Raw genomic sequence first — 13,178 nt, forward strand, 5'->3', positions numbered from 1 at the left:
TAAGGCAAACGTGCGGACCCGCCTGCCGTTCCATCGAAGATCAGGCCGGCGTTGCCACTGCCGTTTCGCTGGTGCCCGTGGTCACATTCACCTGTACCAGCATGCTGTCGAAATCATCCGCGCCACCGTCATAAGAGCCGGACAGCGGAATGGCCTGCCTTGGGTCGCGCGCCACACCGACGCGAATGAGGTCGCGGTTGCCGACGATGCCGTTGGTGGGATCGAATTCCACCCAGCCCGCCCCGGGGATATAGACCTGACACCAGGCATGGGTCGAACCGCCGCCGATCGTGACGGAACCGTCGCGATCCTGCACGTAGATGTAACCGGTGACAAAGCGAGCCGCGAGCCCCAGCGAACGGGTCGCCTCCATCATCAGAAGTGCGAAATCGCGGCACGAACCTTTGCGCAATCGCAAGGTTTCCACAGGCGGCTGGGTACCGTGTTCGCTGCGCCGCACATAGCTGAAACCGTCATGGATGGCGAAGCACAGTGTCATGAGGACATGGCCCGTACGCGCCTGCGGGCCGACCGGCACGAATTGCCGCGCCCATTTCCCCACCTCATCGCCGGGGTCCGGATAGTGCCGCTCGATGGTCCGTTCGAGGTCGATGGCCTCGTCAGGTTCATAGGCGAAGGGGAAGGTCAGCGCCGCCATGTCCGTTTCGAGATCGAGCGGCACATGCGCCGTATGATCCAGACGGATAGACGTTTCGAAACTCAGTTCCGCCTCAGGATCGGCAAAATCGATCAGCGCGATGCAATTGCCGAAGACATCGTGAACCCAGCGCACCGCCTTGGGCGTGGGATGCACGTCCAGACGACAATCGAGCTGCGTCTGGTCGAAACTGTCGCGCGGGCGAAACATCAACCGGTGCTGACCGAAAAGCACCGGCCTCCTGTAGCGATAGGACGTGATGTGCCGAACCGAGAAAATCGTCATGTCATGCCCTGCTCAAGGGGTACGACGCGCCAGCGGAAATTCCGGGGCATCGTAAAGCCGCCGGATCTGCGTATCGTCGAAACGGGCTTCGTCCACTTCGAGAACCGAACCGCGCAACTGCGAACCGGGCATGTCCTCGATGGCAAAGCGCACGGCCTCGGCGGCGGTTTCGAAACGCCTGTAGCGCGGACCGCTGCTGCCCTGATAGCGTTTGCCGGCATAAAGCCCTGCTTCTGTCTTGTAGTCGAAATCGGCCACGTTATGGTCCTTTCTGTGCAGCAAGGCCATCAGGCGGCAGGCCCATTGTGGGCCGGCGCGAAGACGGCGCGTGACAGTCCGGGGCGCAATACGCGCTTTTCCTGGCGATCCTGTCGCTCGGTCAGTTTCAGTTCGCGTGTTTTCAGTTGCAAACGCATGCGGAATTCCCGGAGCTTTGTGGCATCCGTACCCTTTTCGGCCGCCGGGGCGCGAAAGAGGTCCTGCGCCATGCGGCGCGTCGTTTGGGTCAAGGTCATTGTATCTTTCCATAAAAACAGGAGGCTTGCGCCAATCAATGACGCAAGCCGGGTCGTGAGCCTGCGGCTACTTCTTCTTGCCGACCGGCACGGTACTGCTCGAAAGCTTGACCTGCGAACCCATAACGGGCGCGGCGGCCGGAGTTACCGACTTGTCTTTCTTGGGCTTTCGAACTTCACGATTACTGCGGACTTGGCCTTTGGCCATGATATTCTCCCTGAGATGGAATGTGGGCGGAAAGGGTACGCGGCATTTGCCACTTCATCGGCTCGCCGTACGGCGACTTTCCGGACTTAAAGCGGATGCGGCCCGACGGCCGTGCGTTGCCCGAGCGAAACAGCCTGCATCGAAAGATGGTTCCGCCCGAAATTCACGGCCGTTGGTCTCACCGTCGGCATGGTGCCGAAATCGGGGTAGGTCACGAAAGTCGTGGCAGAAGCAAAACCCAGCCCTGCTTCTTCGCCTGCACCTTCAACTTCGGTGAGAAAAAGGCCAAGGACCGCATTCTCGCGATAACCGTAAGCACCGGCACGAACGAGGTTACGCGAAAGGCTGGAAGGATAAATGTCGGAAGACATCACGTCCTCCTTTCTTTGGGGCCAAGGTAGCAAACCCTGAACCGGCAGCGCCCTTTAACCGGCTGCCAGCTTTGATACCATGCGCCCTTACGGGTTATATGGCAATCTTTATTGCGCATGTGTGGGGCTGGACCGTCGGATCAGGCGCATATCCCGATCGTTCCGGTCGGCTTGCCGCTACAACATCAGGCCCCAAAGCCGTGCGCGAAGGCCTCGGCAATGGCTGGAACCGCCGCTTGGACAGATCCCGAAGAGCGAATCTGACGTACCGTTGGTGTTTGGGCAATGCCGGTGCACCCATGGCCTTGACCACTCACGATATAGCCACGCGCCACCGGATTGACCTTCGCATCCGGCAGACGACATTTCCCCCACTCGCCGCTATCAGCCGGCCACCGCGCACACCGGCTGGGAGGGCAAGCCGCAAGGATGCCCGGCTTGCTGGTCGTCTTTGTTTTCCCACATGATGGCCAGGCACTCGGGCACCACGCTCTCGAAGGCCTTCACGCAATCGGGATCGAACTGCGTACCGGATTGCGCGATGATATGCGCAACAGCCCGCTCAACGCTCCAGGCCTCCTTGTAGGGTCGTACTGTGGTCAGTGCGTCAAAATTGTCGGCAAGGGCGACGATCCGACCCGAAAGCGGAATGGCCGCGCCCGCCGTGCCATGCGGATACCCCCGTCCGTCCCAGCGTTCGTGGTGGGTCAACGCAATCTCGGCCGCCAGTTGCAGCAACTCGGACTTGGAATCCGCCAGAATGTCGTAACCAATGAGCGTATGCCGCTTCACCTCGGTAAATTCCTCGTCCGAAAGCTTGCCGTTCTTGTTGAGAATGGCATCGGCAATCGCGACCTTGCCGATGTCATGCATGGGCGAAGCCAGACGGATATCATAGCACTGTTCGGGCGACAGGCCGAAGGCGCGCGCGATCGCCTCGGAATAGGCGCCGACACGGATGGTGTGACGTGCCGTTTCCGCGCATTTATAGCTTGCCGCCGTTGTCAGCCGTTCGATGATTTCCACCTCGCGCTCACGAAGCTGGGTTACGGCCTTGTCAACCTCGCTGCGCAGCCAGCCGGCCTGGTCCGCCAGCTTGTTCTGCGCATCGACCAACGCCATGAGATTGCGCAACCGCGCCTGAAACTCCAGCGGGCTGACTGGCTTTGTCAGAAAATCGATGGCGCCTGCTTCCAGCGCAGCCATTCGTGTCACCGTATCCGCGTCGGCTGAAACGAAAACGGCAGGCTTGTTGCGATACTTTTCGAACCGCGCCATTTCCTTCAACAGTTCGATTCCGTTCAGAACCGGCATCCGATAATCGATCACCGCAATATCGTAATCGAGACCTGGCATATCCGACAACGCCTCGACGGGCGAGCCATAGGCCACCGCCATGCCACCAATCCGCTCCACGAGTCGGCGGAGAAAGATGAGGTTCGTCTGGTTATCCTCGATCAGCAGAATACGCATGCATAGGCTCCTAAGCCGCCAGCCGCCGCCGGCAGTCATCGATCATCGATTGGATTTCCGTTACTGTTTCCACGGTCAGCGGCCTTTGCCGCATGTCCTGGCACTCATCCGCCAACATCTGGAAGCCGACATTGGAAGCCGCCCCTTTCAGCGTGTGCAAAAGCCGGTCGCGCGTTGCCCCGTCGCCACTTTGGGCAGCCTTTTCCAGTGCCGCAACCAGCATGGCCGCATCATCGAAGAAATGCGCGAGCAGTTCCGCAAAGCCGTCTTCGCCCAGCACTTCGGCAATCTCCTGGCGTCGCGCCTCGAAAGAAGGCTCGTTCATCGCAGGCAGGCCGTCATCCACCGGTGCCGGAAGACCGGTCGGCGCGATGGACTGAATGACGCCACGCAGCTTCTCGACGGAGATCGGTTTGGACTGGAAGCCGTTCATACCGGCCGTGGCGCAGCGTTTACGGTCGTCTTCCGAGGCATTGGCGGTTATCGCAATGATCGGCGTCTGGCTGCGCGGACCACTCATTGCCCGAATACGGGTGCTTGCTTCGACACCGTCCATATTCGGCATCTGCATGTCCATCAAAATCACGTCATAGTCGTTCTTCGCCGCCATCTCCACGGCCTCGAAACCATCGTTTGCGAGATCGACATTCTGCCCCAGATGCTTGAGAAAGCCAGCGGCAACCTGCTGGTTGACGCGATTGTCTTCGACCAGAAGCACGCGCAGCGTCGGGAGCGGCCCAATCGTCGCCACCGCGGCAGGCGCCGGAAGAGATGTGGTTTCGATAACCGGGAGTTCGAACCAGAACCGGCTGCCAACGCCCTTCTTGCTGGAAACACCGACCGTACCGCCCAGCCGCTCGACAATTTCCTTGCTGATGGCAAGGCCAAGGCCGGTGCCGCCGAAGCGGCGGTTGATTGAGGCATCCACCTGCGAAAAGGGCTGGTAAAGCTTGCGAATACCTTCTTCATCGATGCCAATGCCGGTATCGATGACCTCGAAGTGCAGCCGGGCGCCGCCGAGATTCAGCCGTTCCTCAAGCCGGACGGTGACAGTGCCACCTTCGGTAAACTTGATCGCATTGCTGATGAGGTTGAGCAGCACCTGCTTGAGACGTGTCGGATCGGTTTCCACCACCGGAAAGCGGTGTGGCGACGGTATTTCCAGCTCAATGCGATTGCCGTTCTCAATGGCGCGATCACGTAGCATGTCGACGGCGGCAGTAACCACATCGACAACAGATGTCGGCTGCACCTCGACGGTCAGCTTGCCATCTTCCGAACGGGCAAAGTCGAGAACCTGGTTGAGAATGGAAAGAAGCGCTTCGCCAGACCGCCGGATGGTACCGATGCCGGCATCGATCTTTTCGGGAAGCGGCTGGAGTTGCATCAGTTCCGCCGTACCGAGAATGGCATTGAGCGGCGTGCGGATCTCATGCCCCATCGTGGCCATGAACTGCGACTTGGCGCGATTGCCGGCTTCCGCCGCCAGATAGGAGCCGCGCAGATCCCGCGCCATGCGCTCGAAACTGAGGCCAGCCGCCCGTACGGAACGCAATTGCCGCGTGAGCAGAAAAATGAGGCATCCCACGGACACGACGAGCAGGCCGACCAGCCCCGCGGATTTGAGCTGAAGGGACAGAAGAGCGGCGCGCGCTTCCGCCCGGTCGGCGCTGACGGCCGTATTGGCATAGACGAGGACGCCCTCGGTCTTGCCCATGAGAACATCAAGCTCGGCATCGACCTGCCGCAGGGCATCGATGCTGATCGCGCCGGTCCGGTTGATCTCGTCAAAGATCGGCTCCAGCTTGAGGATCGATGCGTCGATTTCATCCAGCATCGGGCCCGTATCCTGCTCACCACCCAGCTTGCGATCGAAATGCCCCTGCTGGACGATATTCATGCGCGAATAGAGAATGTCGTAGCGCTGCGAAGCGAGCCGCCACGTCTCATTCGTTTCGTCGCCTTCGACGATGGCGACGTGGACACCCTCATGCAGTTTGCGTGTTTCCCGGTCTAGCTGGTAGAGCGACCAGAGCGCGTTTTCACGAATGCCGTCCTGGAGAGTGGAATAGCGCTGAATGATGACAACGAAGATGGCCGCAAGCCCGAGCAGCAGCACAACGGCAAAGACCTGCAGCACGGCAGTTGCCTTGCTGACCCTGCGGATAACGTCGCTGCCCGGCGCGGCCCTCAATGTCACTCGGAGACCTCGATTTCCTTGATCTGCCAGACGGAGCGCGAGAAATATTTCTCGTTGAAGAGGTTCTGATCCTTGTCGAATGGGTAGATCAGGAACAACGGCCCCTTGTTACGCACGGACATGGCCTGTCCGTTCATGCGAGTCGCAAGAATGGTATCAAGCGTCTCGGCATCTTCCATCGGCACTTCGGCGGCGTAGTCGTTCAGCGCCCGCACCTTGAGCGCCGTGCCCGTGGCGCCGGCCGCTTCCAGAACCCCCCGCAGGAACGGACCTGAGAACGAAACCTTGCCGTCCGTCCAGGGCGTTTCCATCGTCGCGGTGCGGCCGGCAAGCGCTTCGAGCATTTCAAGATCAAACTGGGCGGTGCCGTTGACGTTTGCATGGGTCAGGTGCGGCGCACGCACCGTCAGCACAACCTGCCCCTTGGGAACTTCAAGCGCTTCAGCCTTTCCCGCGAAGGTGGCGAGAACCGCCATCGCGGCGGCAACGAGAGAATGGTAACCGGTCTTCATAGGTGTTTCCGTGCGCGCACCTCTGTGGGGCGCTTGAGTGGCTGGATGATGAAGGGGAGCCGATGTCGATTGCGCCCGCAACGCCGCCCCTCATTCCTGAAGGAATGCGCTGATCCGCCCGGCCTCATGCCGGTCAACTGCTGAACAGTCTGACACTACGAATTCTAGGAGAGAAAGCTTCTGGCCCGGTAAAAGCGCTCACTTGAATTTTAGCGATCCATATTTTCTTGATCTTGCGTGCTGGCAGGCGTCGCTGTCTGACGACTACCATTCGATGGGTTGCCCGTCATAGGCAAAGAACCGCCCGGTTTGCTCAGGCCTCAACTTGTTCAGAACGCCGAGAAGCGCGCGGGCGCTATCGTCCGGCGGCATGCGGGCGTGCCCGGCTGCATAGTTCTGCGTCAGCGACGTGGCTACCGTGCCGGGATGCAGGGGCACAACGACGGCTTGGGGATGTGTCCGGGCAACTTCCACGGACGCGGTGCGGACGATCTGGTTCAGCGCCGCCTTCGAGGCGCGGTAAGAAATCCATCCGCCCAGCCGGTTATCGCCAATCGAACCGACACGCGCCGAGAGGAACCCCATCAGCGCTCTTTCGCGACGGACGAGATGTGGCACGAAATGCTTGAGGACCAGCGCCGTGCCGAGCGCGTTCAGCGCAAACTGCTTCATCATCGCTTCGGGCGCGATCTGCTTCAGGGATTTTTCCGGGCCGGCGCCATCGATGGTCAACCCGCCCGTCGCACAGAAGATCAGGTGGAATCCGCCGCTCAGGCGGGCTGATGCCGCCGCGACGCTGTCCTCGTCTGTCAGGTCCAGCCCGTCGTCGCGACGCGAGAACCTCACGACACCGCCACAACCCGGGTCCGCCTGAAGCGCATTTGCAACCGCAGAACCTATGCCGCCGCTGGCACCAATGACGAGCGCCCTGTAACCTGAAGGCAGAGAATTCATCTCCATCCCGTGTCTCCCTTCATATCCGTTTCCCCGCATCCAGTTTCACCAGAAAGGCCCGCGCGCTTTGACGGTAGTCTTGCCGCTGATCTTCCGTCATGCGACGCCAGGTGGCGTAGGTCTGGGCGAGCCGCCGATTGCCCGAAAGCTTGTCGGCATTGCGGTCCAGAAAATCCCAATAGAGCGCGTTGAACGGGCAGGCCCCTTCCCCCGTCTTTCGCCGCACATCGTAACGACAGCCTTCGCAATAATCCGACATGCGCCCGACATAGGCGCCACTGGCGGCATATGGCTTGGAGCCCAGCAGCCCGCCATCGGCGAACTGGCTCATGCCGATCACGTTGGGTAACTCCACCCATTCGAAGGCATCGGCATAAACCTCCAGATACCATTGATGCACGGCCTTCGGATCAAGCCCCGTCAACATGGCGAAATTGCCGACCACCATCAACCGCTGGATATGGTGAGCATAGGCGTTGGCGATGGTCTCCCCGATCACGGTCGAGAGACAGGCCATGTCGGTTTCCCCCGTCCAGAAGAAGGCGGGCAGCCGGCGCTCGGCTGCGAAGAAATTCCGCCCCGCATAATCGGGCATGAACAGCCAGTAGACACCGCGGACATATTCACGCCAGCCGATGATCTGGCGAATGAACCCTTCGACGGCATTGAGCGGCGCGCGGCCTTCCAGATAGGCCCGTTCCGCTGCCGAACACAGTGCCATCGGATCGAGCAGGCCGACATTGATGTAAAACGAGAGCAGAGAATGGTTGAGAAACGGATCACCTTTCAGCATTGCATCCTGCGTATTCCCGAAGCCTGGCAGGAAATCGGTCATGAACGCATCGGCCACATGTTCCGCATCCGTGCGCGTCACCGCGAACGCAAACCCGTCCACCGAACCCATATGGTTCTTGAAGCGGCGGGCCACCAGCGCCATGACAGCAAGGGTCACGGCATCGGGTGAGAATTCCAAATGCTTCGGGCGAAATAGGTCGGGTTCGGCGGGTTTGCGGTTTTCGGCATCAAAGTTCCAGCGCCCACCAACCGGCGCGCCACCCTGCATCAGGAGCCCCGTGCGGCGGCGTATGTCGCGATAGAAGAACTCCATTGTCAGTTCGCGCCGTCCCGCCGCCCATTGGCGAAAGGCTTCGCGGGAGCATAGAAAGCGGCCGTCGGTTCGAACCTCCACCGGCAGGCCGATCTGATCCGGCCACCGGGCAACGGCCTCCATGACGCGCCATTCTCCGGCTTCAGTGATGATGATCTTTCGCGGCTTCAGGTCTGCAATCGCGCGCAGCAATTCGCCGGTGAACGAACCGGAATTACCGCGATCATCGAGCCTGACATAACGCACATCCAGACCGCGACCGACCAGTTCATCAGCAAAATGGCGCATGGCCGACAAAATGAAAACGAGCTTCTTCTTGTGATGGCGCACATAGGTGGTTTCCTCGGCCACCTCGCACATCAACACCATGTCCTGCTCGGGATCAAACCCGTCAAGGCTGGAAATCGAAGGCGAGAGCTGGTCGCCAAGAATGAAGACGAGGTTGCGACAGGGCATCAGGACCGCCGGAGTTTAAGAAGCATGGAAATGAATTACGCGCCCGTGCCGCGGCCGGATCTGCCGCCACGCTCGAGTACATCGCGCGTATGACGTTGTTGATCGCGCCCGAGCGGGAAACTCCACATGAGCACGATGGCGGCAAGCTTGGGCAGAACGGGCAGCCACGCATAAAGGCCGGACAGTGTCGAGAGGGCACCGGGTGTCTGCTCGACGCTGCCGGTCATGAGAAAGCCGGACCATTCCAGAAGGGGAAACACCAGGCCGGCGCTCGCGGCCAGCGACAGTTTCGTGGCAAGCCCCCAGGCAGCGAAGTAAAGCCCGGAGCGCTGTTCACCGGAGATCATGGTGTCGTTGTCGATGACATCCGCCTGAATGGCCGGCGGCAGGGCAAGATCAAAGCCGAGCAAAACACCCGTCAACGCGCAGATGATTCCGAAGGCGAAACCATCGCCCTGCCCCAGAAAGCCGGCGAGGCCGAAGATCAGGCAGGCGGCGATCATCGCACCGCACCAGGCGCGATGTTTTCCCACACGCCGCGCCACGACGACAGCCACCGGCACGCCGATCATGCCGCAGGCAAAATAGAGAAAAAGAAACGGCCCGCGCAGTTCTGGCAGACCGAGCCGTTCGGACACGAAATATAGGAACAGCGTGGCGGGAATGGCGTTGGCGAAGCCGTTCAGGAAGAAGGCGGCAATCAGCCGGACAAAGGGCCGGTTGCCGGCGAGCAACCGCAGCCCTGCCACGAGCCGCAACCGCTGGCTGGTGAGGTTGGCGGGTTCCGGCACCTTCCACACCGCGAGTATTGCGGTAAGCGGCAAGAGGATGACCACAAGCAGCGCCACGGCCGCCAGACCATGGACGCCTATCCGATCAAGGCCGACAGCAAAGGGCAGAACGACGGCGAGCAGCGTTCCGACGAGTGTCGCTCCCTCGCGAAAGGCCGAAACCACCGAGCGCCCGTCGTAGTCCGGGGAAAGCTCGGCGCCCCAAGCGGTGTAGGGGAGAGTTACGCCGGTATAGCAGAAGGAAAGCGCCGCACCCCAGATGCCGAGGTAGAGAAGATCCGCATCCGCGGGCGGCCAGAACACCTTGAAGGCGCAAAAGGCTGTCAGTGGAACGAAGAGAATGAAGAAACTCCGCCTTCGCCCTGTGCGCAGGAAGCTTCTATCCGACAGCCAACCAACCAGCGGATCGCTCAGCGCATCGAGAATCCGGATGAGGAGCAACACGAGGCCGAGACCCGCGGCGGAAAGACCGAGGCTCTGCGCGTAGAATGTCGGCACGACCACATAGAATGGCAGCGCCATGACCGCCAGCGGGATGGCCGGCAGGGCATAGGCCAGAAGACGCGGCGGGCGTTCATCGGAAGCTTTCATCCTCAAGGCGTCCGGCCGGCGATGACGGCTGTGCCAGTCGCTCCGTCATCGCGAAGCCAGGAAATGCGGTTCGCATCCAGTTGGCTGATGGTGAAGCAGAAGGTGCGGCCCTTGTACCAGCTCGGCCATTTCTGGCAGAGCCGGTCCTTGTCGATCCACCAGCGGCCTTCCTCCTTCGGTGCAAACATGCTGGCCATTGAGAAGCCTGAAATATCACCGGCGACCACGCCGTTGGAGCCATAGCGCAGGGGCAGCGATATGCCGAGCGGCGTGCTGAGCCGCACCGTCTTGCCGGTAATCAGGTTGCGGATTTCGGGGCCGCCAAGTTGTTCGGCGTGGGCAAACGTCGCGGTCAGGGCCGCTGTGACAGCAAGCAACAGAACAGATTTCAAGCGCATCGATCCGTCTCCTTTGTCGGGAACACATGGCCTTGTTACGCAGAGCAGGCGGGAGCGGATCACGAAAAAGGCCGGCTCTTGTGAACCGGCCTTTCGTTCTCGGGGCGGCGACGGCGGATTACTGCTTCGGCAGAAGTACCTTGTCGATGACGTGGATGACGCCGTTCGACTGCTTCACATCGGCGATCGTGACATGGGCCACGGTGCCGTTTTCATCGGTCAGCGTGATCTTGCCCATGCTCTGCTTGGCCTTGAGAACACAACCGCCAACGGTCTTCACGTCATGCTCGCCCTTGTCATCGGCGATCATCTTCTCGATAGCCGGCGAAAGCGCATTTGCAGCCACCACATGGCAGGTCAGAACCTTGGCGAGCTTGTCCTTGTTTTCCGGCTTCAGCAGGTTGTCGACGGCGCCCTTCGGCAGTTCGGCAAAGGCTGCGTTGGTCGGCGCGAAGACCGTAAACGGACCCTTGCCCTGCAGCGTTTCAACCAGACCGGCGGCCTTCACGGCGGCAACCAGCGTGGTGTGATCCTTCGAGTTGACGGCGTTCTCGACGATGTTTTTCGTTTCCAGCATCGGCGCGCCACCGACCTCGGGGTTTGCGGCGTGGGCGGCTACGGCACCGAGGGAAAGAACGGCAGCAAACGAGAGCGCGCGGATCGAGACGTTTCGCATCGGGTATCCTCCATTGAGACATACAAGGCGCCGGGGGCCATTCCCGCCGGGCCGCCACCTTTGAACCGGTGGCGCTACAAAGGACGAAGCCATGCTTCAGAAAGTTTCACTCAGACCCGATTTTTCTCACAAGATATTGAACTTAAATTCATTTTTCAGAGACTGCGTACAGCGCCGCTGACGATGACGGGCCCCGTGGGCAAGCCGGTGGGCGAACCGCCGAAAGGCTCGACCGTGACCGCCAGAACAACGCCGTCGTGCAGACCGGCCCGCATCTCCGCCGGGATGACGATCTCCCCTCCGGCACCGGCCTCCAGTACGCCAAGCGATTTCGGGCTGCCGCTGCCGGGCACGACCCAGAGTTCAAGCGATTTCTGACCGGCCTCAGGCGCTGCCGCCGGTACGATCTTCATCCGGCCATCGGCGGCATTATAGGAAGCAAGAAGAGCAATGGTACCACCGGGTGCGGAGAGTTCGGCAACAAGCGGCACGGGCGCAGCCCGGAATGGCGGCCAGCCAGAGGCAACGATAACGGCAGCAAATGCCGCAAAGCAGGAGCCGAAGGCGAGGCCTCGCCAGAAGGCGAGCGAGTGCCACAAGCCGGCAGGAGGTCTGGCCTCGGCGCCAAACAGACGGCTTTCGATGCGCGAAAGGATGACAGGGTCCGGCGCGGCTTCGCCATAGATCCCGTTCCAACTGGCGGTATCGGCCTGCCAGCGCTCGACAAGGCGCGCGAAGGCCGGCTCCGCGACCATGCGCGCCTCGACTTCACGACGCTCTTTCGTTGACAGAACGCCCAGCACATATTCGCCCGCCAGAGCATCGTCGGCGCTGGTCGTCCTCCGGTCTTCGTCGCCTGTCGTCATTGCTCCATGCACTCTCTCAGTTTGAGCAGGCTACGCCTAAGCCAGGTCCGCACCGTGTTCAGCGGCACTTTCAATTCATCTGCCAGCTCAAGATAACTCAAGCCCTCGACATAGGCACGACGCACCGCATCCGCCTGCGGGGCCTGCAGCCGCTTCATGCAATCGTCAATCCGGCGGCCCTCGTCGCGGACGGCAGCGACTTCTTCCGGGTTGGGGGCGCCATCATCGAGAGCCTCGGAAAGATCGTCAATGTCCTGCGCTGCCGGTCGTCTGGCCCGGATCACGTCGATGGCATGGTTTCGGGCAATCGCCACAAGCCAGCTTGTCGCCGTTCCGGACCGGGTGGCGAAGCTGCGCGCGCGCTGCCAGATCTTGATGTAGATCTCCTGCAACGCTTCCTCGGCATCCGTCCTGTCTCGCAAGATACGAAGACAGACGGCAAAAAGTTTCGGGCTCGATGCGTGATAAAGATGGGCGAATGCAGCCCGGTCGCCTAGCGCGACCCGACCGATCAGGGCATCGAAATCAGGGTTCGACATGATCGTGGCTCACATTCTCATTTGCGGCGAAAAACAACCTTGGTCCACGCCACCGGCAGCGCCCACTTCGTCACCAGCGCGTTGTTGACGAGCGTGCCGTCCGGTTTCAGCACCATGCGGTCATGAAAGCGCACGCGCATCACCTTGCCGGAGGCAGGAATATCCACGAGGTAGGTGAAGGTCGCTGTATCGCCGCGCACCGTCACCGTGGTTTCGCCGACCACATCCTCACGGGTGCCGCGATAGCGATTTTCGGCGATCTTGCGAAAACGCCACGTCTTGCGGTCCCGCTCACCGTCGGCATAGCGGAAGTTCTCGACAAGAACGAGCGTCCTGCCATCCCACTTGCCGTTGAGATCGACGGTGAAGTCCCGCTTCACGCCGTTGATGGCGGTAAAGCTGCCCGTTGCGATGGTGGAACCCTTGAAATAGCTTTCAAGGCTGAAGGGCGCGGCATCCGCTGCGCGGGCAGGCACGAGACCGATGATGGCGGCGGTCAGAAAACTGGCGGCAAGGCGAAACATATCATCCCTCCGGGTTCATGATGGATCGACTGCCCTTCTAAACGCGCGCCGAT

At 60.9% G+C, this 13,178-nt stretch carries 16 protein-coding genes; all 16 read right to left on the reverse strand.

What is annotated here, in order from left to right:
- Nucleotides 1-40: 40 nt before the first annotated feature.
- Nucleotides 41-943, reverse strand: coding sequence for a transglutaminase family protein (locus GGQ66_RS11080; protein WP_183792447.1), 903 nt, complete (start codon nucleotides 941-943; stop codon nucleotides 41-43).
- Nucleotides 944-955: 12 nt separating this feature from the next.
- Entirely contained in the window at nucleotides 956-1,201 is a 246-nt protein-coding gene (locus tag GGQ66_RS11085) for a hypothetical protein (RefSeq protein WP_183792449.1), read from the reverse strand.
- Between the two features lie 29 nt (nucleotides 1,202-1,230).
- Nucleotides 1,231-1,458, reverse strand: coding sequence for a hypothetical protein (locus GGQ66_RS11090; RefSeq protein WP_183792451.1), 228 nt, complete (start codon nucleotides 1,456-1,458; stop codon nucleotides 1,231-1,233).
- A 67-nt stretch (nucleotides 1,459-1,525) separates the two neighbouring features.
- Entirely contained in the window at nucleotides 1,526-1,666 is a 141-nt protein-coding gene (locus GGQ66_RS11095; protein WP_183792453.1) for a hypothetical protein, read from the reverse strand.
- An 86-nt stretch (nucleotides 1,667-1,752) separates the two neighbouring features.
- Nucleotides 1,753-2,037, reverse strand: coding sequence for a hypothetical protein (locus tag GGQ66_RS11100; protein WP_183792772.1), 285 nt, complete (start codon nucleotides 2,035-2,037; stop codon nucleotides 1,753-1,755).
- A gap of 384 nt (nucleotides 2,038-2,421) precedes the next feature.
- Nucleotides 2,422-3,510 (reverse strand): HD domain-containing phosphohydrolase, encoded by a 1,089-nt coding sequence (locus tag GGQ66_RS11105; RefSeq protein WP_183792455.1) that lies wholly within the window; start codon nucleotides 3,508-3,510, stop codon nucleotides 2,422-2,424.
- 10 nt (nucleotides 3,511-3,520) lie between these two features.
- Complete coding sequence (locus GGQ66_RS11110; protein WP_183792457.1) at nucleotides 3,521-5,710, reverse strand: hybrid sensor histidine kinase/response regulator; 2,190 nt, start codon at nucleotides 5,708-5,710, stop codon at nucleotides 3,521-3,523.
- Complete coding sequence (locus GGQ66_RS11115; protein WP_183792458.1) at nucleotides 5,707-6,222, reverse strand: putative pterin-binding protein; 516 nt, start codon at nucleotides 6,220-6,222, stop codon at nucleotides 5,707-5,709. Before GGQ66_RS11115 ends, GGQ66_RS11110 begins: the two co-directional genes overlap by 4 nt.
- Nucleotides 6,223-6,486: 264 nt before the next feature.
- Nucleotides 6,487-7,176 carry an SDR family NAD(P)-dependent oxidoreductase gene (locus tag GGQ66_RS11120; RefSeq protein WP_183792752.1) on the reverse strand — a complete coding sequence of 230 codons (690 nt, stop codon included), beginning with the start codon at nucleotides 7,174-7,176 and terminating at the stop codon, nucleotides 6,487-6,489.
- Between the two features lie 19 nt (nucleotides 7,177-7,195).
- Entirely contained in the window at nucleotides 7,196-8,740 is a 1,545-nt protein-coding gene (locus GGQ66_RS11125; RefSeq protein WP_183792460.1) for a cryptochrome/photolyase family protein, read from the reverse strand.
- Between the two features lie 35 nt (nucleotides 8,741-8,775).
- On the reverse strand, nucleotides 8,776-10,122 hold the full coding sequence (locus tag GGQ66_RS11130; protein ID WP_183792462.1) for an MFS transporter: 1,347 nt from the start codon (nucleotides 10,120-10,122) through the stop codon (nucleotides 8,776-8,778).
- A gap of 2 nt (nucleotides 10,123-10,124) precedes the next feature.
- Nucleotides 10,125-10,520, reverse strand: coding sequence for a hypothetical protein (locus GGQ66_RS11135; RefSeq protein ID WP_183792464.1), 396 nt, complete (start codon nucleotides 10,518-10,520; stop codon nucleotides 10,125-10,127).
- Nucleotides 10,521-10,638: 118 nt separating this feature from the next.
- The gene (locus tag GGQ66_RS11140) at nucleotides 10,639-11,196 is read right to left on the reverse strand and encodes a fasciclin domain-containing protein (protein WP_183792466.1); all 558 of its coding nucleotides are present in this window, start codon (nucleotides 11,194-11,196) and stop codon (nucleotides 10,639-10,641) included.
- A gap of 155 nt (nucleotides 11,197-11,351) precedes the next feature.
- Nucleotides 11,352-12,062 (reverse strand): anti-sigma factor, encoded by a 711-nt coding sequence (locus GGQ66_RS11145; protein ID WP_183792468.1) that lies wholly within the window; start codon nucleotides 12,060-12,062, stop codon nucleotides 11,352-11,354.
- A complete protein-coding gene (locus GGQ66_RS11150; protein WP_183792470.1) occupies nucleotides 12,059-12,601 on the reverse strand; it encodes a sigma-70 family RNA polymerase sigma factor in 543 nt (180 codons plus the stop codon). Before GGQ66_RS11150 ends, GGQ66_RS11145 begins: the two co-directional genes overlap by 4 nt.
- Nucleotides 12,602-12,618: 17 nt before the next feature.
- Nucleotides 12,619-13,125 (reverse strand): DUF3833 family protein, encoded by a 507-nt coding sequence (locus GGQ66_RS11155; protein ID WP_183792472.1) that lies wholly within the window; start codon nucleotides 13,123-13,125, stop codon nucleotides 12,619-12,621.
- Between the last annotated feature and the right edge of the window lie 53 nt (nucleotides 13,126-13,178).

Source organism: Allorhizobium borbori (assembly GCF_014196535.1).
Classification (GTDB): Bacteria; Pseudomonadota; Alphaproteobacteria; order Rhizobiales; family Rhizobiaceae; genus Ectorhizobium; species Ectorhizobium borbori.